This is a genomic window from Citrobacter telavivensis, from assembly GCF_041807075.1.
Lineage (GTDB): Bacteria > Pseudomonadota > Gammaproteobacteria > Enterobacterales > Enterobacteriaceae > Citrobacter_A > Citrobacter_A telavivensis.
Map to the genome: position 1 here is coordinate 399842 of NZ_JBGUBF010000002.1, position 23420 is coordinate 423261.

The 23420-nt window shown below is 49.1% G+C and carries 21 protein-coding genes and 1 pseudogene; 9 read left to right on the forward strand and 13 right to left on the reverse strand.

Annotation, left to right across the window (positions count from 1 at the left end; genetic code table 11):
• Nucleotides 1-6 precede the first annotated feature (6 nt).
• The 5 genes from ACERJC_RS12990 to ACERJC_RS13010 form a co-directional block, all read right to left on the reverse strand.
• Nucleotides 7-399 carry a VOC family protein gene (locus tag ACERJC_RS12990; RefSeq protein ID WP_072420584.1) on the reverse strand — a complete coding sequence of 131 codons (393 nt, stop codon included), beginning with the start codon at nt 397-399 and terminating at the stop codon, nt 7-9.
• 24 nt (nt 400-423) lie between these two features.
• Complete coding sequence (locus ACERJC_RS12995) at nt 424-1680, reverse strand: MFS transporter (protein WP_373671841.1); 1257 nt, start codon at nt 1678-1680, stop codon at nt 424-426.
• Between the two features lie 38 nt (nt 1681-1718).
• Nucleotides 1719-2291: a DUF1349 domain-containing protein gene (locus tag ACERJC_RS13000; RefSeq protein ID WP_072420665.1), complete on the reverse strand. Its 573-nt coding sequence runs from the start codon at nt 2289-2291 to the stop codon at nt 1719-1721.
• A 40-nt stretch (nt 2292-2331) separates the two neighbouring features.
• Nucleotides 2332-3150, reverse strand: coding sequence for a GNAT family N-acetyltransferase (locus ACERJC_RS13005; protein WP_155553964.1), 819 nt, complete (start codon nt 3148-3150; stop codon nt 2332-2334).
• A gap of 61 nt (nt 3151-3211) precedes the next feature.
• On the reverse strand, nt 3212-3646 hold the full coding sequence (locus tag ACERJC_RS13010) for a VOC family protein (RefSeq protein WP_284923911.1): 435 nt from the start codon (nt 3644-3646) through the stop codon (nt 3212-3214).
• 961 nt (nt 3647-4607) lie between these two features.
• On the opposite strand from ACERJC_RS13010, the gene ACERJC_RS13015 reads away from it, so the two are divergent.
• A complete protein-coding gene (locus tag ACERJC_RS13015; RefSeq protein ID WP_012543048.1) occupies nt 4608-5216 on the forward strand; it encodes a DUF1062 domain-containing protein in 609 nt (202 codons plus the stop codon).
• Between the two features lie 217 nt (nt 5217-5433).
• Here ACERJC_RS13015 and ACERJC_RS13020 read toward each other — a convergent pair whose 3' ends face one another.
• Nucleotides 5434-5643 (reverse strand): helix-turn-helix transcriptional regulator, encoded by a 210-nt coding sequence (locus ACERJC_RS13020; RefSeq protein WP_212025787.1) that lies wholly within the window; start codon nt 5641-5643, stop codon nt 5434-5436.
• A 107-nt stretch (nt 5644-5750) separates the two neighbouring features.
• Nucleotides 5751-6329 (reverse strand): YagK/YfjJ domain-containing protein, encoded by a 579-nt coding sequence (locus ACERJC_RS13025; RefSeq protein ID WP_346589795.1) that lies wholly within the window; start codon nt 6327-6329, stop codon nt 5751-5753.
• Nucleotides 6330-6745: 416 nt separating this feature from the next.
• Here ACERJC_RS13025 and ACERJC_RS13030 point away from each other — a divergent pair, with 416 nt between their 5' ends.
• Entirely contained in the window at nt 6746-7663 is a 918-nt protein-coding gene (locus ACERJC_RS13030; RefSeq protein ID WP_032681782.1) for a hypothetical protein, read from the forward strand.
• A 346-nt stretch (nt 7664-8009) separates the two neighbouring features.
• On the opposite strand, the gene lpxP is transcribed toward ACERJC_RS13030, so the two are convergent.
• The 3 genes from lpxP to ACERJC_RS13045 all read right to left on the reverse strand — a co-directional run bounded on the left by lpxP (nt 8010) and on the right by ACERJC_RS13045 (nt 9709).
• Nucleotides 8010-8918: a kdo(2)-lipid IV(A) palmitoleoyltransferase gene (gene lpxP / locus ACERJC_RS13035; protein WP_016239703.1), complete on the reverse strand. Its 909-nt coding sequence runs from the start codon at nt 8916-8918 to the stop codon at nt 8010-8012.
• A 202-nt stretch (nt 8919-9120) separates the two neighbouring features.
• On the reverse strand, nt 9121-9393 hold the full coding sequence (locus tag ACERJC_RS13040; RefSeq protein WP_016239704.1) for a hypothetical protein: 273 nt from the start codon (nt 9391-9393) through the stop codon (nt 9121-9123).
• A 79-nt stretch (nt 9394-9472) separates the two neighbouring features.
• Nucleotides 9473-9709 carry a YnfU family zinc-binding protein gene (locus tag ACERJC_RS13045; RefSeq protein WP_216858821.1) on the reverse strand — a complete coding sequence of 79 codons (237 nt, stop codon included), beginning with the start codon at nt 9707-9709 and terminating at the stop codon, nt 9473-9475.
• A 93-nt stretch (nt 9710-9802) separates the two neighbouring features.
• Here ACERJC_RS13045 and ACERJC_RS13050 point away from each other — a divergent pair, with 93 nt between their 5' ends.
• Nucleotides 9803-10036: a YnaE/YdfK family cold shock protein gene (locus ACERJC_RS13050; RefSeq protein ID WP_032682062.1), complete on the forward strand. Its 234-nt coding sequence runs from the start codon at nt 9803-9805 to the stop codon at nt 10034-10036.
• A gap of 19 nt (nt 10037-10055) precedes the next feature.
• Here ACERJC_RS13050 and ACERJC_RS13055 read toward each other — a convergent pair whose 3' ends face one another.
• The 3 genes from ACERJC_RS13055 to cspF all read right to left on the reverse strand — a co-directional run bounded on the left by ACERJC_RS13055 (nt 10056) and on the right by cspF (nt 19252).
• On the reverse strand, nt 10056-18638 hold the full coding sequence (locus tag ACERJC_RS13055; RefSeq protein ID WP_373671842.1) for a GH36-type glycosyl hydrolase domain-containing protein: 8583 nt from the start codon (nt 18636-18638) through the stop codon (nt 10056-10058).
• 155 nt (nt 18639-18793) lie between these two features.
• On the reverse strand, nt 18794-18964 hold the full coding sequence (locus tag ACERJC_RS13060) for a YnfU family zinc-binding protein (protein WP_305955329.1): 171 nt from the start codon (nt 18962-18964) through the stop codon (nt 18794-18796).
• 75 nt (nt 18965-19039) lie between these two features.
• A complete protein-coding gene (gene cspF, locus ACERJC_RS13065; RefSeq protein WP_071993114.1) occupies nt 19040-19252 on the reverse strand; it encodes a cold shock-like protein CspF in 213 nt (70 codons plus the stop codon).
• 266 nt (nt 19253-19518) lie between these two features.
• On the opposite strand from cspF, the gene ACERJC_RS13070 reads away from it, so the two are divergent.
• From ACERJC_RS13070 to ACERJC_RS13095, 6 genes and pseudogenes are all read left to right on the forward strand, one after another.
• Nucleotides 19519-19737, forward strand: coding sequence for a cold shock domain-containing protein (locus ACERJC_RS13070; protein ID WP_032681777.1), 219 nt, complete (start codon nt 19519-19521; stop codon nt 19735-19737).
• 268 nt (nt 19738-20005) lie between these two features.
• Entirely contained in the window at nt 20006-20233 is a 228-nt protein-coding gene (locus ACERJC_RS13075; protein ID WP_032681776.1) for a hypothetical protein, read from the forward strand.
• Between the two features lie 527 nt (nt 20234-20760).
• Nucleotides 20761-21165, forward strand: coding sequence for an H-NS family histone-like protein (locus ACERJC_RS13080; protein ID WP_024195748.1), 405 nt, complete (start codon nt 20761-20763; stop codon nt 21163-21165).
• Nucleotides 21166-21217: 52 nt separating this feature from the next.
• Nucleotides 21218-21379 (forward strand): annotated as a pseudogene (locus ACERJC_RS13085) (arsenical resistance protein ArsH); the annotation flags it as partial.
• A 205-nt stretch (nt 21380-21584) separates the two neighbouring features.
• Entirely contained in the window at nt 21585-22460 is an 876-nt protein-coding gene (locus ACERJC_RS13090; RefSeq protein ID WP_373671843.1) for a GTPase family protein, read from the forward strand.
• 243 nt (nt 22461-22703) lie between these two features.
• On the forward strand, nt 22704-23420 hold the full coding sequence (locus ACERJC_RS13095; protein WP_012543038.1) for a helix-turn-helix transcriptional regulator: 717 nt from the start codon (nt 22704-22706) through the stop codon (nt 23418-23420).

The following is a 23420-nucleotide window of genomic DNA, read 5'->3' on the forward strand; positions in this document are numbered from 1 at the left end:
TGATGTTCAACCCTCATCGGCATAGAACACAAACGCCAGCTTATTCCCGTCCGGATCGCGTACATAGGCACTATGGAATCCCTGTCCGTATTGTGGCCTGTGCCCCGGTGTACCTTCATCCCTGGCGCCCAGACTGATAGCAAGTTCGTACAACTGCTGGATGTGTTCAAACGAGCGGGTATTCAGTGCGACCATCGTGCCATTACCAACGCCCGCTTGTTGTTGGTTAAAGGGTCTGCCGACGCACAATCCGATGGTATGGTTATTGCTGAACGTCCCCCAGGATGCGCCTTCTTCATTCCGGCCTGCCTTAGGATGCCCAAGCAATTCCATCAACGGATCGTAGAATCGGATGGCACGTGGTAGATCGTTAGTACCCAGCATCACATAAGAAAACATAAACCCTCCTTACTCACTTTTGTATTATTGTTCCTGACAGCCTGCCGGTGATTCTGACTGGCTCTGATGCTGCTCACGCAGTTTAAGCAGGCGGGTAACTGATATGATGACGGCTATACCGGCCAGCAGCGCCGCGCCATGGAAAGCAATCCTTCCGCCGGCATGGAAGTAAACCCAGCGGGTTATTTCAATGCTAAGGGCAATTATGCCGAGCGCCAGAATATTCAGCGTGGCAGAAACGGTGCCTTTTGGCAGGTTATGAGAAAAGAGTGTGAAGCGAAACAGCACCGGATAGAGCAGTCCAATACCCAGGGCATAAAAGCTCGTTCCCAGTACTGACCATAGCCAGACGTGTGGCCATAGCAGGTTGCCGACCAGCAAAGTCAGCAAGCCAGCAAGCTGTATCGGGACAGTACCCCAGATAAAACGCGGTGAAGTCGGGTCTTTGATAAAATTCGCTACGATCGCACTGGCGATAATGATCCCACTAAACACGGGCACCTGTGTCCAGGCATAGGTTCCGGGAGACATACCCCCATGCTCAATCAGGATCACGGGTGAGAGCGCCACCCAGGTGATGATGGGCAGGTTGCCAAAAGCGACTGCCAGTGAGCCGGTCAGCACCAAGGGATGGCGAAATGCCGCGATGAAATCTGACAGTACTTCACCCGGTCTGAATTCTCTTCCCTGAGATATAACTGTTTCCGGCATTTTGTACAGTAGTAAGAACCATGCTACCAGACCAAACACACCGATGATGGCAAAGAGCAGTTTCCAGTGAATGAACGCCATCAGCGCAGCGCCGGCCACAGGCCCGATAACTGGGGCGAGCAGAACAATAGATGTCAGCGCAGCCATGATCCTGATGGAATCCATTTCACCAAACGCCTCCTGAATTGAGACGTAACCCACGGTTGAGATAAAACAGATGCTGGTGCCCTGAATAAAGCGGGCGACGAAGTATTGTTCGATCGAGGTGACAAACAGCATGCTCAGGCTGGCAAGGGAAAAGATCAATGCGCCAGTGAGCAGGACAGGGCGGCGGCCAATCCGATCGGAAAGTGGCCCCAGGAGCCACTGTAGCGCCAGTCCGCCTGCCATATACAAACTGACTGATGCTGGAGCCAGCGTCACATCCGCCTGTAGCTCATTTATAATGTTAATGACGCCCGGCTGAATAAGGTCCGTTGTCAGGTAGGCTGAAAAATCGTAGATGATCATCGCCAGTGGAAATAATAGAAAGCTGCCATGTCTGCTAAGGCGTCCTGAAAATGGCTTCATAAACGGGTTCTCCGTTTTCTGTAATCCTTTGATTTTAATCAACTCAGATCGTGCAGTTCTTTATCCATCGCAGGAGTCAGTCTGAGATCAAGAAATTCTACCTCCAACCCCTGGCGTTGAGGTGTACAACACATGACGCCCGTTTTTACTGGGCCCGTGGGAAAATGACATAAGCGAAGTAATGGCCAGTGCTGTCCATCTGAGGAATACTGCAATCGTAACGCATCTTTCTTACGGGTCAGACGCAGCCAGAATTCCTTCGGATCCCCAGGAAAGAGTCCTGTAGCCCAGTCGGAATATCCCTGCGTGAGTACACTCCCGATTGCAGGTGTGCCATCGTTGAATTCGATGCCAGCTTTGAGCCAGTGCTGTTCGTCAGAGAGAATCATAATTCCGGCCTGGTCATAGAGTGTGGTGAAGTTTGCGCGGATCCTGACCTGAAAAGTAAAATCACCTGTTACATCAGTAGCGTAGATGTGGCCGGTAAAACGCTCAAACCCGTACCAGGTACGGCACCAGAAATCAGTATGCTCATCTGTGATTACCGACAGGGCGTTATTTTCGTAGCACCATACGGCGGGCTCATTGATCCATTCAAACTTGCAACTCATCATTGTTCTCCTGTCATGCGGAATGCAGCATAACGATAGTTTAAAATGTCAGTTCCATTTCAAACTGGCATAACGGTTCAGCCTGATAACCCGCCGCAGTAAATAATGGTGCCAGCGTTTCTGGGATCGCGGCTGATGTACCTATGCCAGGCCATCTGGCATTGATTTTCTTAAGCATTGTTTTAGCCCGTCCCTGGTAACGATACACCGGTTCCACAAACAAACAGCGGAGCTGAGGTTGTCCCATGAACTCCGCGACAGCACACCATGCATGTTCGTTATCCCTGAGGATGTCGCAGGGAATAGACAAGAGCTGCAGGGGACTGGCCAGCCAGGGAAGATCATCATCTGGTGCAGACCAGACGGTACGCAGGAAGTCATCAACAGACTTGGATTCCATAGCCCCTGAAGATATTTCCAGATGAGACTGTGGATCTCCCCGGTATTTGCACAGATGTCGGCGAACCTGAAAACCGAGCGCGTGATAGAGAGCGATGGCCCGGGTATTTTCGCGCATCACTTCCAGCCTCACGCTGGAAAACTTTTTCTCTTTTAAGGAGGTAAACAGAGGAGTAAGCATCTGTTTTGCCAGTCCCTGGCTCCGGTACTCGGGTAACACACCAAATGCGGCCAGACGCGCTTTGTCCATTCTGCGGGTTACGATGGCTATTGCCGCCGGGTTATCATTGACCAGCCAGACAAACGAGTCTTCAAGACTGAGTCCTTCGGAAATGAAACGTAAGGCAAATATTTCTGGTGGCAACGCAAACGGTGTCAATGATTCACTAAAGCTGTCTGCAAGAATACGGCTCAACTCCGTAATGCTGCATTCAAGGGCTGATACCGGAATAACGGTCATAGATAAAGCTCTCCATTGCGGTTACCGGGAGCTACAGGGGGAAAATATGCTCCCTGTTTTCTCAGACAGTGAAGCTGATTTCTACAGAGCTGGCACTGCGATCACCCTCACCATGGTAAACAGCTTCGATGTTGTTACCGTCCGGATCCAGAACAAATGCGGCATAGTATCCGGGATGATAGGTTCGTTCGGCAGGTGCGCCGTTATCACGTCCGCCATGATTTAGTGCTGCATGGTAAAACGCGTTCACCGATTCACGGTCTGTGGCCTGAAAGGCCAGATGGTGCCGTCCTGTAGGCACCCCTCCAGACTCCGAACTTTTTACGGACGAAATGACCAGTTCGTCAGCCCAGATATAACCGTCATCGGTGATAACCACGGGGATCTTAAGTTCCGCCAGAACAGCAGTGTAAAACGCTTTGCTTGCGGCAAAGTTGTTTACCACGAGCTGGATATGGTCGATAAGTCTGCCACGATGCAGCGTATAGTTATCCATGGTTCATTTCCTTATTCAGATTCTGTCAGTCAGGTCTTTACCTGTGAAACTCAACAGAGACACAACTCTACGTAATGATTGTGTTGTTGGAAAAAAAATACATTAAGTTTTGTGCTCTGAACCCGACAGATATCAGAAAATCATTCCAGAATTGGTCTTTGTACAGGAATTGCTATTCCGTTATTCGCTTATGACCAGGCTCTCAATTGCCAGTTGTAATATAACGAGCAGGGATGAGATAAGAGCAAGCCATTTTACGGGGCGTAGTTTACGTTCAGGTATAGAGAGCGTGTGGAGTATGGCATGACGCTTCATTTTATTGAGTGGCATGCTGCCTCCTTAAAAAGAGCCGCCTGCACAGGCTGCTAAACAATGAAAAAGAATCATTCCACAAACAAGGCACTTGTGAGCAAGGTTAGTTGCCCTGGTGCTAACGTAACGGTAAAAACAAGCCACAAGTGGCTAACCGTTTTCCTTCCGGGTTGACAGTTTCCTCCTGTATAACTGTTCGTTTGTTAGCCAGAACAGGTTAACGGATAAAATCAGTATATCCATAATAAATAAATCGTTGTTTAGCGTTTATTTAAATAATGCCTTCCGAATAATACGCACTCAAATAATAAACAAGGTGGGACTATCCAGTACTGCTAATTGATAGGCGCTCATGAGAACTGGAGAGATAATTGCTTCTGATTAGCCATCAATGCAATTACATCCTAGGCGGGGGATTCCCGGGGGGTTAAGTAGCGTGATTAACCACCATAAATATTGATTGAACTCATTTACCTAAAAAGCGCCATTTTGATAATCTCGACTTATCTCGTTGAACATCTACAGGAATGTAACGTTGGAAATCTTTTTTTAACCTGCTGAAAAATATGTCTTAAATATGTTTCATACATAAAAATTTATGGTCCGTTCAGTACGGATCCGATTTTGTATGGGTTAAAAAAGGTACGTTATGAAAGTTACATGGACCGTCACGCCTGTGGGGTATCAGCGCATCGCGAAACGATGCCCTTCATGCAACATTAAACGGGACTTCACGCCGTCAGGTGCATTTCGGGTTAATTCGCAAAAGAAGGTGCTGGACGTGTGGAGTATCTATAAATGCACACACTGTGATTACACCTGGAATATCTCCCTGTTTTCGCGTCTGCACGTCAGCAAAATTGACCGCCAGCTTTATCATCGGCTAATGACAAACGATGCCGCCACGGTTCAACATTTTGCCTGTGATATCGCGACGCTGAAGCGGAACAACGCCGAGCTATCGGGTCGGCCTGATTTTACCGTTCAGGAGCGCTGGCCGTTAAGCATCACCGCCCACCAGCGGGTTCGCGTTAGTGTCAGGATCTCCCGTTCATTTCAGGTAAGTCTGCTGTCGATTTTGAAGCAACAGCTCATGCTGAGCGCTGGTGAAATTCTGAGAGGGTTGGAGTCAGGGCAGATCAGCGGCGTTACGATGAAGATGCTTAAATCGAGAAAGCTAAAGGCAGCGGAATATGAATTCCAGCTGTCTGCGGAAACGTTATATGCCAGGCGCAGGATTGTTCTGACGCATCGTTAAAATATTAAGCTCCCCTGAGGTAATAAACGCCCGTGTGGCAGCGGTTCAACATAATGCCAGATAGGCCGGGGATAGGGGAGCTTCATTTTTTCAGCTTCAGAATGGAGAACTTTAGTGAAAGGGGTGATAAACGATATCGCTTGAATTGTACCGAGTCTGAATGGTGCTTTAAGGATTGGGGTATCGGCAAAGGCGTAGCTTAATTGAATGGGTTGTATCATTGGCCGCGCGAATCCGTAATGCGCTGCTGTAACCATAATTCGACTTCGCTTTGCTTCCAGCGGGAACTGCGGCCCAGCTTAATTGGCTTCGGGAATAGGCCATCTTTAATCAGCTTGTAGAACCACTTATCTGTCAGCCCCGTTAGCTTCGTGATGAACCGCATATCCACCAGTTGATCATCGAGCAAAGAAATTTGTTCTGTCATGATGCTGTCTTCCAGTGTGGGATTATCCTGAGCTGGTGGGTGATTACTCGTTACCACCAGCTCTTCCACATCAATGGATTGATACGTAAAAAAGTGCAGAACGTGAGTTACAGCGTGCGAGGACGCCCCAGTCCGCTTGGCGGTGGTACTTCACTGGCTCCGTAGTGATAGTGACCGTGTTTTTGCTCTTCTTTGGTGAGATAGCTGATGATGTAGCGCAGGTTATCGATGGCTTCGGTATCATCGTAGTTCACTGGCTTATCAATACTGACGTCATAAGTGGACTTGTATTCGCAGCGGTTGTAATAGCCTTCTCGTTGCGTTATTTCCCGCCATATTGTTCCGACTCTCTCAGCTATTGGGTAGGTAGCCTGGTTAAGGTGCCTGTCGAGATAGAACACGATATGGGCATGGCAGCCGTGGTCTACAGAGTTCTCGAGTACCCAGAAATACCCAGCCAGATTTGTGTGTTGCAGGGTGCGCTCAATCAGTACACGAACTTCTCGCTCTGTTTCGTTCCATGAATGACGTTTATAGCGCTCTGTACCTTTCTGATAGAACAGGTCGAGTCTGAGTGCCTGTATTCGGGAGTATCGGTTCAGTAGCTGATTCAGGTGGTCATTGAGTAGAGAAAGTAGAAACCAGTTCATCGTGTATCTGGAATTAAAAGGGTAGGGTGTGTGCATTGATTTATCCTTTGTCAGGTGGAGTACAAAGGATTGGGATGAGATGTAATTTTTAAGAGAAGTGGGGATACGGCAGATAAAGGGAACCGTGTATCCAGGGGAATACAGGCAGGGTTGCTTGTTGGAGAAGGTGCTATGAACAGGGTGGTATAGAAACAGGGCGTTCCCCCTTAATTATACTAAAAACCCAAATGTTCATATCTGCTGTTGAGCGATTCTAATGAGGTGAACAGAGGGGATTCATAGAGTAAAAACCACAGGAATAACGCAGTAAAATGTCAGAGTGTTATCACAATAAAATCAGCAGGATATCAGTTAAAAATCAGTCATTCTTCAGGTCTGTGACTCGCCTCCATCTACCAAAAAGATGTCCATGTTAATCTCTTTTCGGAAGCCAGAATCAGAGGGATGAGACGATGTTGCATTACGATATGATCCGCTACGAGATAATGTACTTAAAAACGCTTGATGGGTTTTTAAATACTGATCACTCGTTACTGTGCAGTACTTATGATACGCCGGATCAGTTTCGACATTTGATCTCTCAGATACTTGAACGGCATTTTTCTGGCGATCAGGACAGAATCAAAGCTGCGCGGAAAACACTTAAAGAATGGGCCGACCTGCAACTGATTGATAAAGATTATTTTGATTGTTTCAAAGGTACACCAAGAGCATCGTGGTTTGCTCACCATTATATTTTTGAATATCCAGTATTACCTGCAGGGTTGACACTTGGTGGGTTGGGGAATGACGCCGGTTGTTCAGGTGGTTTTAATTCTCTTTTAATGGACGATAATATCTTCACCAATTTTGATTTCTCTAATTTGAATATCGATTTGGATGATATTGATTGGGATCTGATAACAAATCCACAGGCCACTGCTTCGAAAAAACCGAAACGCGTTTTCTCCCGATTTTATCTGAACGCGGGAGCTTGTACCGCTCTGTACAACCCCTCCCCGGTAACTGAGCGTGAACTCATCAATGGTGTGATGAGATACATTGATGAAGCTCCATGCTCACTTGGAGATAAGATCTCTTATTTCAAAAAACTGCATGAGCGCTGGCTTGAGCAATATGATTTTTTTCTGACAGATTTTGACTGGATGTCACGTGATGATGAAACTCAGTTAGTTTATCTCTGGGACTATCTCAAAGGAAAAGGACGAATAGCGGGTTATCTTCGCCCTTATAATACGTCTATGCGTTATGACATGATTATTGCGGCTATAGATGTGTGGAACGTCCAACCTGAAGAGAAGCTGGAGTTTATTGAGAAGATGAAACATGCCTGGCAGGCGGCGAAATCTTATCGGCGATCTGCTAAATAGCGTTGTGATCTCAGTGGTTTCTTCGTCTGATTTCTCAGTGCTGTTATGAATCTGAATCGACTAGGGTTCTCTAACTACTCCCTCTTGTCCCGTTACGTACAGAGTACATAGCTGAGGTATGAAAATTAGAACGATTAATTCTGGCTCGAAGCGTGCAGGCTAGCTGATCTGAAGGTCCGCAATGAGCGAAAAACGGACCTTCAAATCCGAACCGGTTCAATTGATTAACCTTGGTTGTCAGTTAAGCCATCGTTAACATGAATCCGATCGGAAATTCCTTATCGAATTTTTTACAAATACGCAGTGGCAAGAAAGATAGATTCTGGCTCATGACAAGCAGAGTGGTTCATTTGTATAAAGAGACTTCGCCTTCAGGACGCGTTTTGAACCTGCGATGCATCCACAGGTATTGCTCAGGGGCACGGAGAATTTCACGCTCGATGATCTTGTTCATATAAGCTGCTGCGGCGACCTTGTCTTCCCCTGGATAGCCTGACAACGGATTGCTGATATACATGTGATAACCTTTTTTATCGCTACGTCGAATCATGCTAAGTGTGATCAAGTGTGCACCAGCTAGTTTTGACAGAGCATACGTTCCGTTCGTCGTGGCTGCTTTTTTTACCGAGAAAAAAGGTGCAAAAACGCTTCCTTTAGACCCATAATCCTGGTCTGGTGCAAACCAAACGGCTTCACCTGCTTTTAGCGCATGAACAAAACCTGATAAATTACGTCGATTAATCATAGCCTTATTTGAACGCATACGCCCTTTTGTCTGTACCCATTCCATTAATGGATCATTGTGTGGGCGATACGTTGCCATCATAGGATGGCATAACCCCATTACTCTTCCACACAACTCAAGGGACATAAAATGAATCCCGACAACCATTACTCCTCTTGTCGCACCGGTCAGGTTTTCAAGCCCTTCGACATCAAACCATTTTTTGACTCTCGCATCGCTCCAGAACCAAGCCATTCCTGTTTCCATCAGTCCCAGCCCGAGAGAAACAAAGTTTTTATTGACCATCTGACTCCGGGCAAACGGTGTCATCTCGGGAAAGCACAGTTCGATATTTCTAATCGTAATTCCTTCCCGACGTTTCAGAAAGGGTCTGGATATTTTTCCAAGGCCAGAACCCAGAATATGTAAAACCGGGTAAGGAAGTTGAACGAGAAGCCACAGCAGACCCAAACCAGACCAGGTAAGCCAGTGGCGAGGATGAAGTAAATTATGAGTAAAAGTCTGTGCCATAAATTTCCTTAATGCTAATGAAGGTTATAACGCAAAAGGAAAACAATGAGGCAATTCGTCTTTGGCGATACATTTTGTTTGAGGCAATTTAAATTCATCTAAATTCAGAAAAAATAATTTTGCAATGACTGGTAAAGAATTTAAAGAGTCAGGAATGAATTGTAAGCCAGCAAAGTTATTCTATTATAAATCCATGATTTTATCATTGATACTCAAGAAATTGTCTTCTTGATTCATCATCATCAAGGTACTCAAAAGAAAGAAGGCGAATTTTGGTAAGTTTATAAAACCACTCACAATCGTTTCGTTGAATAATTTCGCCTGGTTTGAAACATATCCCGGATGCCACCCGGATAATCGCATATTTACCATTACTAAACCTGACCCGGTGAATACAGAAAGGTTGACCGGCCTGCCCGTGACAGCTGTTTGACAGGATATGTCCTTCAATAAAAACAGATTTTTTAGATTTCATTATCATACCCTCGACAACTGCAGTACAGGAGGAACGTTGTCATTTTCCGACATCACTGACGTTAAGTGGCAGAAGCTGATCAGCCGCCGATACACCAGCATTCTGAAGGTCTGAACAACAGTCCGCAGGCAGGGCACTCAAGAACCGCATCTTTTCTTAGTTTACCTGCTTTCTGATCGGCTCTGTGCGCGCATACCGGGCAGGCAACATGAACCGGTCTTTCTTTAAAATACCTGAGCCCATTTGTATAAGACATAAATAATTCTCTGAGGAATATAGTAGTTATTATACGCTTTAATATAAAAATAGCTGGCATGAGTTATGTTAAGTTGTGTCTGAATCAGGATATCAGATATTGAAAATTGAACGTCTCATTTATGGTATACTACCCTTCCGTGAGAAATTTAAGATGAAATCAGAAGACACCCTTGACTGGTATCCGGCACAACTACCGCCTGTGAAAATTATTCTTGGCGAAGCCGTGCTGGCTGTGGGTAAACAGGGCCGACCGATTAATACCCGCACCTTGCTGGAATACCTTCAGGTCATGCAGGACAAACAAAAAAGGCGGGATGACAAAATCGCCATGCAGACTGCGATTAATGTTCTCAGGGATAATCAGCGCATTAACGGCAGACGTTAACGCACCTCCGGGATCAGTGTCAGTTCTGAATGATCTCAACCGTGTGGTTTTGTCCATCATCCTTCAGCGGTATTCTGTCATCAGGGAGGAGAACACCATCCAGCGTCACGCAATATTCTGCATCGCCGCGTGAAACACTAATCTGATAATGGCTTTCACCATATTGATATGCCATAGAAAAAGACGACCACTCATCCGGTAACCTGGCATGAACACTAAAGTCAGTGCCGGAACGTTTTATCCCCAGTAATTCCTCGGTAAGTAAACGCCAGGCCCAGCCTGCGGAACCGGTATACCAGCTCCACCCTGCACGTCCGATATGGGGAGCGACGCTGTAGACATCAGCACTCATGACATAAGGCTCAGCTTTATAAATCCCGACAGAGTCCGCATTCAGGGTATGATTTATAGGGCTGAGCATTGACCAGAGTTGCCAGGCGCGTTCGGCATTCCCCATTCGGGCAAAGGCCATCACTGCCCAGATGGCGCCATGCGTATACTGCCCTCCGTTTTCCCGCACGCCGGGCAGGTACCCCTGTATGTAGCCCGGATTTGGACCGTGTCCGTCGAAAGGAGGCGTTAACAGTTTGATCAGCCCTCCTTCGTTATCCACAAGGTGCTTATCCAGCGCCTGCATGGCCTTTGCGCACCGTCCCGGGCTCGCGGCGCCGGACAATACAGACCAGCTCTGCGCAATCGCATCAATCCGGCAGTCCTGTGAGGTTTTCGATCCCAGGGGAGTACCATCGTCAAAATACCCGCGGCGGTACCATTCCCCATCCCAGGCGTGGGCTTCGAGATTACTTTGCAGGCGCAGAGCCTGTGAACGGCACATCGCGGCGACGCTTTCATCCAGCCTGCGCTCCGCCAGCGCTGCAAACCGCTGCAAAATGTCGTACAGGAAGAAGCCCAGCCAGACGCTTTCACCTTTGCCTTCGATACCCACCCGGTTCATCCCGTCATTCCAGTCACCAGCCCCCATCAGCGGCAGGCCATGCTCCCCGAAGCGAAGTCCATAGTGAATAGCTTTGACGCAGTGTAACCAGAGTGTCTCTTCGGTGCCGCTGATGACCGGCGTGTCATAGACAGACTCTTCACCAGGCTGAAGCGAGCGTCCCTCCAGATAAGGAATGCGTATTTCCAGTGCATCCATATCCCCCGTCGTTTCAACATAGTGGCAAACAGCAAGCGGCAGCCAAAGATAGTCATCGGAACAGCGGGTACGCACACCGTTGCCGTGTGGCGGGTGCCACCAGTGCTGCACATCTCCCTCGATAAACTGCCGTGATGCACAGAGTATTATCTGTTCACGCATCCGGTTCGGAGCAGCGTGGCTCAGAGCCAGCGTATCCTGCAGCTGATCGCGAAAACCAAATGCACCGCCAGACTGATAGTAGCCACTCCGGGCCATAAGACGGCAGGCGACCGTCTGATACAACAGCCAGCCATTAACCAGTAAATTTACGGACGTGTCGGGGGTGTTAACTACGATTTTATCGAGCACATTGTGCCAGTGATTATGAATCCGGTTCAGCTCCTGGCGGACCGTATCCTCGTTCATGTAGCGGGCCAGCGTCTCCTGAGCACAAACATCATTCTCCTCTGCGCCGAGGATAAAAATAAACGTCCTCTGGTCCCCGTCAATTAATGTAACCGCCGATTGCACCGCTCCGCAGGGATCCAGACCGGCCCCCGTCTTACCAGAAAGCTTTTGCAGTTTCATGGCCGAAGGGGCGTGAAGGGAACCATTACGGCCAATAAACTCCCGGCGGTCCCCTGTCAGAGAACAGTCATTACCGCTGACGGCAAAAAATGCAGTTCGGCCGCCACCATTATCACCATAAAAGTTATTCGCAAGCACCCCGCAGCCGGCGGGCGTTCTGGCCACATGTGTCACAATGTGAGGGGCTGAGCGCGTTCGTGTTTCTCCGAGCGTCCACTCTACATAGCCTGTGACGGAAAGTTGACGTGTCCGTCCCGAAGAGTTACTGAGCGTCAGGAGCACCAGTTTAACCGGATCTTCTTCAGCAACCAGGACCGTCAACTCGCTGTCTATACCACTCTCACGATGGGCAAAAACGCTGTAGCCAAAACCATGGCGGGTCAGGTAATCACCGTGTCCGCGAACAGGTAAAGCCGTCGGCGACCAGCACTCCCCGCTCTCTTCATCGCGCAGGTAAAATGCCTCGCCGCTGCGATCGCTCACCGGATCGTTCTCCCACGGCGTCAACCGGTATTCATGGGCATTCTCATACCAGGTATAGGCCTGCCCTGCCTCTGAGATCACGCTGCCAAAACGGGAATTTGCCAGTATGTTCGACCAGGGAGCCGGTGTAAGCGCATTTTCCCGAAGGACGATCTGATACTCCCGCCCATCCTGAGAAAATCCACCGTACCCATTGAAATGGCATAACTGACTGGTATCAGGGCTCCAGTCCGTATGTTGATTACGCTCGCGCACAGCACGCGGAATGAATGCCCTTGCCGGCGATTTCAGGGTATGAATACGCTGGTTAAGCTGCTCAATAATACCCCCTGCGCGGTCATCAAGATAAAGACAGGCCACGCTCATCAAAAGCAACTTATCCTCAGCGGAGAGATGCTCACCGTTGCGGACAAAAAGCCCGCCCTTTTTATCCAGCAGACTGGCTTCAGACCCGGCATAAATTAACTCCATAATCTGATTTTGTAATCCCTGCTGGTAGCCGCCGGGGCTGTTATTCAGGATAACCAAATCAACATTCAACCCTTTCTGTCTCCAGTAACGATGTGCCTGAATCAGTGTGGTCACTGAGGTGATACTTTCCTCGCTGGTTATACTCAGCAGCACTATCGGCAGATCCCCTGAAATTGCCCAGCCCCACAGTCCGGACTGGCCACGCCGGTTGCGGCCGATCGCCTGTCCTTCGGCGCGCAGCTCCTGGACAGGGTAAAGCACAGCGCTGGCGAGACAATTGAACAACGTGGCATCATCTTCACTGGCGTTCATCTGGCGCAATACCACCAGACTGTGAGACCAGGCCAGTTCAAAGACGCGATCGGCGATAGGGTAATCGCGATATTTCTCCAGCAACGCCAGGCTCTGCTGACGGGTCTCGCTGATGCCATAAATGATATCAATCGTAACCGGCTGCCCCGGCTGCAGAATGATGGCGTTGCGAATTGCCAGTATCGGATCCAGCACCGAGCCCGACGTGTTGCTTAGCATCCCTCCCGTCTCTATTGCCTGGGCATTCTCAGGGTTTCTGCCACGTCCAATAAACCTTGCCCTGTCCGTTTCAAACGACACGTTATGTCGGTTATCGCTATGCACCACCATCATGTGAAACAGGCAAGGGCCCGGTTCATCCGGTGAGCGCGGGCGCCGGTGGCAAAGAATAGCGTCACGCTCAGGAGCCAGCTCAGTCTGAATAAACAAATTGCTGAATGCCGGGTGTGCCAGATCGCTGGCATCAGGTGCCAGTACCACTTCAGCATAGGTTGTCAGCTCCAGAGAGCGAGGCTTGCGACCACGATGAATCAGTGTGAGCCGTCGCAATTCAACATCATCCTCCGGAGAGATCACCACCTGAGTTTTGACGCTGAGTCCCCCGAAGCTGCATCTGAATTCTGCCCCCGCATCGGTGAACAACACTTCCTCGTCTTGTCCGCTGGTGTAGCCTGTCGGTTGCCAGGTATTGCTCCACACATCTCCCGTCTGGGTATCGCGGATGTAGCAGAATGCTCCCCAGTTATCACGGGTGGTATCACTGCGCCAGCGCGTTAGTGCAATATCCTTCCAGCGACTGTAACCACCGCCCCCCGCAGTCAACATCAGATGATAATGGCCGTTGGACAGCAGTTGAATATCCGGGGCGGGAGTATCCACGCTATAGAAAATACGGGGTTCATAGCGGACGGGTTTGACCCTGCCCTCATGAGATTCAAAATGACGGCGCGGACTGTACAGATCGACCGCATCCGGCACGCGCTCCTGTAACAGCAGACTCGCTGACCGGAATACCGTGCTGGACATAAAGCGTTCAGTCATGGGGGCGTCAAGCAGCACATGAGCCAGCGCCTGAAATGCCATACCCTGGTGATGCGCCATCCAGGACTGTACCACCGCATAGAGCTGACCGGTTGCAAGACGTGAGGGGGTATAGTCCAGCGCTTCATAAAAACCGTATTCTCCGCGTGCACCATTTTTTTGCAGCCTGAACAGGTTCTCACAGGCTCTCTGTGGGGAAACCATCAGGGCCAGCAGCGTGGCGTAAGGAGCAACAACCATGTCATCGGCAAGTCCCCTGCGCAGACCGAGCCCCGGTACGCCAAATGCCTGATACTGATAATTATGCTGAACATCAAAAGCATGATAGCCAGACTCTGAAACACCCCATGGTACCCCGCGTTCTTTCCCCCAGTGAATCTGGCGCATAACCGCCGACTGACTCATTTCATCGAGCAAGCTGCCGGGCCAGGTGGGCATCACTAGATTCGGCATCAGATATTCAAACATGGATCCGCTCCATGACATCAGGGCAGTTTCATTATCAATCGTGGTAAACAATCGACCCAGCGCGTACCAGCTTTTAAGAGGCAGCTGATTAGTCGCAATGGCAAGAAAACTGGTCAGGCGGATTTCAGACGGCAGGAGATCGTAGTGGCTCTTGTCAGGCATATTGGTGTCACAGTTATAACCGACGCTGAGCAGACTGGTTGCTTCACTGTACAGAAAGGCGAAATCCATCCGGGCATGCTCATCCAGCCGCTGTTCCAGCTCGGTGATAATATTGAGTCGCATTCGGGCCTGCTCCGCCACTGACGCCGGAGCCATTCCTGTACCGGTTAATGTCGGACGGGCAAGCTCGCTCAGCGTCGGCAGCGTCTGTTCATTCCAGGATGCAGGCAACCAGCCAAGCAACAGAGACCACTCATGGCAAAGCTGAACCAGTTGATGCTCCAGATGTCCAGCCCAGCGCATCTGAAGAGGAGATCCCTGATGACATGCGCTGGTCAGATGGTTGCACTGGGTGCGCATGCTTTTCAGTTCGCTGAAAAGCGCCTGCGGAGAGAGCGACACCGCGTTCAGGCAATGCTTGCGCAGCAGTCTCAGGCTGTCAGGTGGGTTCTTACCCCACTGTTTTTCCAGAATATCCAGCGTATCGTTCAGTCCTGCCAGTATCTGTTGGTTGCTTAAAACAGGCTGATGACGCATGGCGGACAGACCTGCACGCAGGGTCAATAAATGCCCGGCCATATTGCCGCTGTCGACGCTGGAGATATAGCGTGGACTTAGGGGGACCAGCGTACGGGTGTCATACCAGTTGTAGAGATGGCCCCGGTAGTGCTCCATTTTATCCATCGTGTCGAGCGTGAGCGACACGCGCCGGAGCACCTCTCCGCCAGGCAGGTAGCCAAAGTCCCATGCCGTCAGGTTAGCCATAAGTGAAAGACCAATATTGGTAGGAGAAGTTCGGTGTGCCACCGTCGGTTGTGGTATTTCCTGATAATTATCAGGCGGAAGCCAGTTCTCTTTTGCTGTGGCAAATGTTTCAAAAAAAGCCCAGATTTCACGGCTTGTCTGGCGTAACAGCTGTTTTTGTTCCTGGTTAGGCGAAAAAACCTTACGCACGGGCTGGCGACTCAGCCAGCTCATCAGCAGTGGTGCCACACACCATACCAAACCGATCGGTAACGCAATCCCCAGCAGCTGTGGGGCAAATTGTCCGGTCAGTATTGTCAGCGCCACGCCACCGGCAACGTTCAGCCACATCGCCTGATAAAAACGTGCAACAGTGGGTCTGGCCTGACTGCTGTCCTGACTGTGGCTGACCCACTGGCTGAGGTGACGCCTGTTTATCCCCAGTCGCCATAGCGTCACGGCGATCGCTTTCAGCGAATATCCGGCTTCGTGCGGCAGTATCGCAAAATTAAGGCTGATACCTGACAGACGCTTTAGCGCGCCCGCCCCCACCAGTAACAGATGCGGCTTCACGCGGCGACGCAGAGGTTTATGCAGAAGGTCGTGGCTAATGCAGAGGATGGTTGGCAACAGCCATATCAGCAACAGTATGCCCAGCCAGTAAACCGGATTGGGTACCCAAAGCAGAGTGAAGAACAGCAATACCAGTAAGGAGGGGGCGACCAGACTGCGACGTAGATTATCGAGTAATTTCCAGTAAGAAAGCGCGGTCAGCGGATTCCTGCCCCGGGTTCCATCGGCTTTTCTGACGCGTGGTTTCAGCCAGTTAAGTAGTTGCCAGTCACCCCGGATCCAGCGTGAACGTCGTGCAACATCCGACAGATAATTATTAGGATACTGTTCGTACAGTAATACCTCGCTCAGCAGACCCGAACGTGCATAGCATCCTTCAAGCAGATCGTGGCTGAGTACCAGATTTTCTGGGCAGATGTTGGTAGTGGCCTGCATAAAAATATCAACATCGTAAATCCCTTTGCCCACAAACGAGCCTTCCCCAAAGAGATCCTGATAGATATCCGAAGACATCATCGAATAAGGGTTATTGCCCGGTACGCTGCTGCGCAGGGCTGCGTAACGCCCCTGACCGTTGCGTGGTATCTCCTCCGCAAGACCGGGCTGTAAAATACCGAATCCTTTGACAACCCTCTGGCGTACCGGATCATACTCAGGCGTATTCAGCGGATGCGCCATCGTCGCGACGAGTTTGTGTGCCGTATCGCGCGGGAGCACCGTATCGCTGTCCAGGGTAATGACGTATTTTATGTGACCCGGTAAAAGGTGGGCAGGCATCTCTGCAACGCTGACGAATTGCGTTCCGGGATGGCGCAACCAGCTGTTCAGTAACGCCAGTTTTCCCCGCTTGCGTTCATAGCCCATCCACGCTCCTTCCGAGGGGTTCCATTCAGGCTGGCGATGTAACAGATAAAAACGTGGTCGGCCGGAGGGGTAGCGGCGATTAAGCGCCTGCGTATCGGCGATAGCCTGTCTGAGCAGCGCGTGACTTTCCGGCGAGGGTTCATTTTCAGAATCAGCAAAATCAGTGAGCAGCGCGAACCTGAGATTTTCGTTTTCATTCCCTAACCAGCAGACTTCAAGACTGGTGAGGAGCTGGCTGAAACTTTCGTGGCTGGTCAACATGCAGGGAATGACTAACATGGTGGCACTGTCAGCGGGAATCCCGGCTGAAAAATCCATCCCCGGCAAGGGTCGAGGAACGCGAAAACGGGTGGTTGCATCACTGAGTAAATCGCTCATTAACTGAGTCAAAGCGATAATCAGAGGCAATATCACCGCGATCAACAGCCAGTCTGTGCCCTGCATGGCGGTTTCGTGCAATATTGCTGCGGTCGCTGCGGTTGTCAGCAGCGTCAGGCTTCCAATCCATGACAGCAGGGTTATTCTGTTGAAACTGTGCCGCAAGCGTAGGAGCCTTGAGGCGTCTGCCAGGAGATGAATATCCAGCGCCTGTCGACCTTCGCCCGCAAGATAATAACCAACATGATGTTCCGGTGTATCGGGCGCTTTTTCCTCTGAAAACGCCAGCACTTTCTCTGCAACCTCAGGCTCGCTGAGACCGCTGTCTCTGGCCAGAACCTCCACTACGTGCCGGTAATGATCCCGGGTATTGAAGTGCATCCGGGGATAGATGCCGGCAGGATCATTGCGTAATGTCTGTTCGACAACGCTTATCGTTTCGGCGAAATCAGCCCAGTCCGTTTCACTCAATAATCGCAGGCCCGCAATGCTGTTACTTACGGACAGCTGGCTGGCGGCAAGCTGCTGATTGAAACTATGTATGAGAACGTCAGTGGTGATCCCCTGTTCCCGAAGGCACTGATCAACCCAGGTCAGAGGTAACGACAGCGCGTTGCCATGCCCCTGCAGGCGCCGCACCAGCTCTGCGACAAACGCACTGGTTAACGGAGGCCGGGAGCGCGCCATATCGGCAACCACCATGATTAAATCACCAGGCGCACTCTCTGCGCATTCGACAATCCTTGTTATCCACGTATCGGCAAGGTTTCTGTCTTGCTGCGCTTTTATCACTTCCATACTGATACGACGAAGATTTTCAATCAGCGCCAGGCGCAGCATTCCCGGTAACGCCCAGACTTCACCCAGCGTCAGCGGCGTCACCTGTTGATAGGCAGTGAGATAGCTGGTCAGGCTGGCGGCATCCCAGCGGCCATCGCCGTGAGCAATAGCCTCTGATGCAATATGATAAATTCGTGGGCAATTCAGCGGCGATACCAGCGACGGAAGACCTTTGCCAAAGCTTTTCGGCAGATGCTGGCGGACAGTGCGGATTTGTTCCTCAATCAGATAATAATTGTCCAGCAGCCATTCACCAGCGGGCATGATACTAGTCTTTTTACCCGCGTTAAGCTCATAGCAGTTTTGGGTAATGACGGCCTCATTGTCGCCAAGCCGTTTCAGAAGATAATAAGGATGCTTATCCGGTGATACTTTATGAGTCCGCGCCAGCTTCTGGCCGTAGCGTTCCATCTGGACGGTCGAAAAGAGTTCTGACCGCGGCGAGCTTTCACCGGCAGGATCGTTCGCCGAAAACGTTATGTTTTCGGCAGCATTCATCAGTATACGGGAGCGGTTAAACCACGCTCTGGGGATCATTTTCATAGCATTGCTCTGATGCGACGTTAGCGCGCAGGAGCAGTTGCGAAATCAGTTCAGAAACGTTCTCTCAGGATGGGCGTCAGGCATCAGGGATTTAACAGCTGCCGGAATCTAACATAAGTATAGGACATGAGCTCTGTTCTGCGGTTTTGGTCGAGCTAGCGTCGGGAGATAAACAGAGCCTTACATCCGGGGCAAAGCATGGTCTGGTTGAGCCGGATTTTTGACAACGGTTGTACTGATTTTAAGCCACAAACAGGACAGGCAGCTGTGGCAGTAGACGCACTGCTGAAGAATTTCATTGCGTAATTGATAACAGACATAACCATTAACCTTTCAATGAATGAGCTTCACCGTACCACATGTGGTTAAGTTTTAATCTATCTATTTTGACACACTGAAAATCAGGAAAGATAAATGTTCGCAGCCACAGGCCCCCTGAGACCGTTTATCCGGCAAAATTCTATGCGCCTTCCACGGATGAGTAATTCTGATTCGCGGGAGTTAACGGATGAAATGTGAAGCAGAACGTCTTTTCTTCCATCAGATGGGATGATGAGGCCTTTACCACTAAGAATGTCAAAGCTTTTGACAATTCCTGTCATTTTATGGGACAAGTCAATTCCTTATTAAAAACTCGTAAAGACTATACATTGAAAATGGCATTCAGCCATTTTTATTTTCCCAACAGGACCTCTGGACGGCTAAAATATAATTTTCTTATAACGATTCCTTGTGCCTTAATGAATCCCATCAGTTCGATGCACTAATGAAAGTTAGATATTTTCCGGGCAGTTCTCATTACCAGGCGCTATCGTTGATATCCCCTCTTTTTGAGTCCATACGTTTACTATCAATACAATGATGCATAACTGGAGTCAGTATGACCTATAGAATTACAGGCCTGGTAAAATGGTTTAACGAAGACAAAGGTTTTGGCTTCATCTCTCCTCTTGATGGCAGCAAAGATATCGTTGTCCATTTTCCTAAGCTTAATGTCGACAACTTTAAAACTTTATTTGAAGGACAGAAAGTTGAATTCGCCATTCAGATCGGAGACAAAGGTCCTGCTGCTGCAAACGTAATACTTTGCGATAAATAAATCAATGTGGGTTTGCGATAACGATGAAGGATTATCCCTGAGTAGACAGACCCATAACTTAAATCAGTGGAAAATCGTTTATTCTTAATATCTGATCAGCATACTTTTCACAATTATGAGTGCGCTGACCGATGTTATGAAGTGCAGGACTAATGCATAAAAATTTTAAAAGCACAAGCTAACCGCAAGTTAAATAAGAAGTGCGTAATGGCTTTGACCTTAATGGCATCTGCCAGTTAACACCCACAAGAGAACAGGGTAATAGAATATGATTAAAGTCCTTGTTTTCTTTAATGCTGAATCCTGTAAAGTCATGACCGTTCTGGAAGGTATATCCTCTATCAGGCAGGAATATCCAAACGGTGAAGATACACATCTTCGGATTATGTCTGCAGGTTTTCCTTCCTTAACTGGCGATCATGGCATTGTTTACGTGGCTACTGACAGGGAGTTAACGTCACAGGAGATATTTGATGCGGCCAGGAAATATTTATAGCATTTTTGTTATGCTCTCTGATTCACGTTTAATTGCATGCTTACCCTATTTATCAGAATCGAACAAAAAATGAGTTAAAAAAATTTATGGCCTGCTAACAGCAGGCTTTTTTTTTACATTTGAAAAAAATACAGGTGTCTATCCCCTGTGTGCCATCTTGCCATTTGTGAAAAAACTTACTAAGCGGCGGCGCTAATTCACTAAATGTCTCTCCTGATTTAAAACTCATCAGGTATGACTGAAGCAATAAGTTATGAGGGTATAAAAAGGCTCTTCGGATGACTCCTGGCATCATCGTTTTAAGTACCTTTAAAAATGCATGGACATTTCGTAGGGGTTAGAATTTAGTTCTTGCACATTCTTCTTGATTTTGTCTTGCGATAAGAGATTTATATCAGTAGTCTAAACCTCGTTAATAACAATATGTACCAATCGGATTAAAATGCTCAGTAAGAGAAATCGGGTTGATGAGCAACCGTCGATATTGGTATTTGCTGAACAACGAAAAAATTTTTAAAGGTCTCTTTATGTCAGATGCTCTTACACAGTTAAACAATATCCGTACCTTACGCTCTCAGACTCGTGAAATGTCATTAGATGTGCTGGAAGATATTCTGGAAAAGTTTAAAATTATTCTTATAGAACGACGAGAAGAAGAGACATTACGTCTTGCAAATGAAAGTCAGCGCCGCGATAAACTGGAAACACTTCGTCAGATGATGCTTGATGAGGGTATCGACCCCTCCGAACTTATGGCTGCTATTGGCTCTCCGGGTAAGTCTAAAAGGACGCGCTCCCCCCGCCCGGCGAAGTATCGATATACTGACGAAACTGGAGAGTCAAAAACATGGTCAGGTCAGGGGCGAATGCCGAAGCGGATCTCAAATCTGATTGCTGAAGGTGGGGAATTAAAAGATTTTGAAATCAGCTAAAAAAAGCCGGGTATAACCCGGCTCTTTTTTGTATAGGCCGCAAGTTGCCTTAGAGAATAGTCGAGAAACATTTAGTTCCGTCGATGTAGCCGAGGCGCTGTTTAAAATCACAGTGCTGCTTAAGGGACAAACCGGTTATCTTGCAGATCGTTACAGCGAGCGAAAAGAGAGCCATCAGGAGCTTTCATTCCGAGTCAATCAGGACAAAAAATAACGTATGTTCTTCGTGAATCCATACTGCATGAGCTTAACAACGTCCGTTATTGGCACTCAGCAGACATCTTTTAGTTCTGCGCTGCACAATTTCCTTTACGTGTTAATCTAAAATTCCAAATAATTTCAGATAGATATTATCTCCGTGAATCCCTGCCTTCCTGACTGGAAAGCGGGTTTTTTATTTTTCACGCTGAGACTACTGTATGAATAAACCTGACGGCCTTCAGGCCTTTGAACAACCGCTCGCGTCGCTTCCGCGCATGCTTCGCCAGCTTATTCTTGAACGTATCCAGAACCTGACCCATTACGAGCCGGTGATTGGCATCATGGGCAAAAGTGGTGCTGGTAAATCCTCTCTCTGCAACGAACTTTTCCGGGGCGAGGTGTCCCCGGTGAGTGACGTGAACGCCTGTACTCGCGACGTACTGCGCTTCCGATTGCGCAGCGGTCGTCACAGTCTGGTGATTGTCGATTTACCGGGGGTAGGTGAAAACGGACTACAGGATCAAGAATACCGTGCTCTGTACTGTCGTATGCTGCCGGAGCTGGACCTGGTGCTGTGGGTCATTAAGGCCGATGATCGGGCACTAACCGTGGACGAGCAGTTCTGGCACGGTGTGATGCAACCTTACAGGCAAAAGGTACTGTTTGTGATTAACCAGGCTGACAAAATCGAACCCTGTCATGAATGGGATACTCTCACCAGCAAGCCTTCACCGCACCAACTGGGAAATCTTAAAGCGAAGCAGGCTGCAATTATGGCAATGTTTAAACCGCATCATCCGGTCTGTGTGGTGTCCGCCAGGACTGGATGGGGCATTGAGGATATGGTGGCAAACATGATGTGTTGTCTGCCTGACCGCGCCGCCAGCCCGGTGGTGACACAACTGCAAGGGAGACTCTGCACAGAGCCGGTAAAGTCGCAGGCCCGTGACAGTTTCGGTGACGCTGTGGGCCGTGTTTTCGATACGGCTGAGTCATCGTCATTCCTGCCTGCGCCATTGAAAACGGTGATTCGTAGCGTGCGTGATGCGGTGGTGTCGGTCGCACGGGCCGTCTGGGACTGGATATTCTTCTGATATCGCAATTTTCTCTGCGAATGATGAACTGGTTGTTAATGATTTGTTGATTGTGGACATGTCCTTTCCAGTGCGTTTTATCATCAATTAAATCAGGCGAAGCATCATTGTCTGTCAGACGAGCGCCCACAAGGCTGGACTGCTCATAAAAAATAGTTCCGATGTTGTCCATACCCTGTCCACTCCTTCCTTTAAAGTAATCAGTATTAATTCAGAGAGTTAACTTCTCAGGAGAAATCTTTCATGACGCTTCAGGAGCGGCGACATGACCGGCTTGCTGTCAGGTTGTCGTTGATTATCAGCCGCCTGGTGTCCGGTGAAACTCTGTTTATTCGCAAACTGGCAACTGAATTTGGGGTGTCAGAGCGCACGCTGCGTCGTGACTTTCGGGAACGTCTGATGTATCTCGACCTGGATTATTACCAGGGGCAGTGCAGTCTGCGCTCGGATATTCACAGTACGCGGCAGGAAATAGATATTCTGACCTTTGCTCACCGCACGGGGCTGGCCGGGGTTTTCCCTGGCTTTGACCGGCGACTGATCAGCAGCCTGCTGGACTGTGATGATCGACCCTGTCTGGTATGGCATCAGGACAGACCTCATCCCCCGGCAGGAAAGCTCTGCTTCTACAGGCTGGTCAGAGCTATTTCGGGATGTCAGCGCATCACCGTTCTGACTGAAGGGGAGCGTCATGAGGCCATCGCACCTTACCGGCTAATCGCTCTTGACGGTTACTGGTATCTTGTCGCTGAACATAACAGGCAATTACGTGTCTTCCGGCTGGATGAGATTCATCTGGTAAGGCCATCGCGGGAAACATTTATTCGCAGTGAGCTTCTCTATCAGCTGTCGGAGGACAAACATTTTATCTCTGCCTTACCTCATTTCCGTTTTATTCAGCAGTCGCTGAATTCATTTTCTCCATCAGAAAGTCGGGGGCAATCCGGACAAACTGATTAG

Excerpts from the sequence above, each read along its gene's own strand:
- ACERJC_RS12990 (WP_072420584.1), bottom strand. The coding sequence starts at position 399 with ATGTTTTCTTATGTGATGCTGGGTACTAACGATCTACCACGTGCCATC.
- ACERJC_RS12995 (WP_373671841.1), bottom strand. The coding sequence starts at position 1,680 with ATGAAGCCATTTTCAGGACGCCTTAGCAGACATGGCAGCTTTCTATTA.
- ACERJC_RS13000 (WP_072420665.1), bottom strand. The coding sequence starts at position 2,291 with ATGAGTTGCAAGTTTGAATGGATCAATGAGCCCGCCGTATGGTGCTAC.
- ACERJC_RS13005 (WP_155553964.1), bottom strand. The coding sequence starts at position 3,150 with ATGACCGTTATTCCGGTATCAGCCCTTGAATGCAGCATTACGGAGTTG.
- ACERJC_RS13010 (WP_284923911.1), bottom strand. The coding sequence starts at position 3,646 with ATGGATAACTATACGCTGCATCGTGGCAGACTTATCGACCATATCCAG.
- ACERJC_RS13015 (WP_012543048.1), top strand. The coding sequence starts at position 4,608 with ATGAAAGTTACATGGACCGTCACGCCTGTGGGGTATCAGCGCATCGCG.
- ACERJC_RS13020 (WP_212025787.1), bottom strand. The coding sequence starts at position 5,643 with ATGACAGAACAAATTTCTTTGCTCGATGATCAACTGGTGGATATGCGG.
- ACERJC_RS13025 (WP_346589795.1), bottom strand. The coding sequence starts at position 6,329 with ATGCACACACCCTACCCTTTTAATTCCAGATACACGATGAACTGGTTT.
- ACERJC_RS13030 (WP_032681782.1), top strand. The coding sequence starts at position 6,746 with ATGTTGCATTACGATATGATCCGCTACGAGATAATGTACTTAAAAACG.
- lpxP (WP_016239703.1), bottom strand. The coding sequence starts at position 8,918 with ATGGCACAGACTTTTACTCATAATTTACTTCATCCTCGCCACTGGCTT.
- ACERJC_RS13040 (WP_016239704.1), bottom strand. The coding sequence starts at position 9,393 with ATGAAATCTAAAAAATCTGTTTTTATTGAAGGACATATCCTGTCAAAC.
- ACERJC_RS13045 (WP_216858821.1), bottom strand. The coding sequence starts at position 9,709 with ATGCCAGCTATTTTTATATTAAAGCGTATAATAACTACTATATTCCTC.
- ACERJC_RS13050 (WP_032682062.1), top strand. The coding sequence starts at position 9,803 with ATGAAATCAGAAGACACCCTTGACTGGTATCCGGCACAACTACCGCCT.
- ACERJC_RS13055 (WP_373671842.1), bottom strand. The coding sequence starts at position 18,638 with ATGAAAATGATCCCCAGAGCGTGGTTTAACCGCTCCCGTATACTGATG.
- ACERJC_RS13060 (WP_305955329.1), bottom strand. The coding sequence starts at position 18,964 with ATGGTTATGTCTGTTATCAATTACGCAATGAAATTCTTCAGCAGTGCG.
- ACERJC_RS13070 (WP_032681777.1), top strand. The coding sequence starts at position 19,519 with ATGACCTATAGAATTACAGGCCTGGTAAAATGGTTTAACGAAGACAAA.
- ACERJC_RS13075 (WP_032681776.1), top strand. The coding sequence starts at position 20,006 with ATGATTAAAGTCCTTGTTTTCTTTAATGCTGAATCCTGTAAAGTCATG.
- ACERJC_RS13080 (WP_024195748.1), top strand. The coding sequence starts at position 20,761 with ATGTCAGATGCTCTTACACAGTTAAACAATATCCGTACCTTACGCTCT.
- ACERJC_RS13090 (WP_373671843.1), top strand. The coding sequence starts at position 21,585 with ATGAATAAACCTGACGGCCTTCAGGCCTTTGAACAACCGCTCGCGTCG.
- ACERJC_RS13095 (WP_012543038.1), top strand. The coding sequence starts at position 22,704 with ATGACGCTTCAGGAGCGGCGACATGACCGGCTTGCTGTCAGGTTGTCG.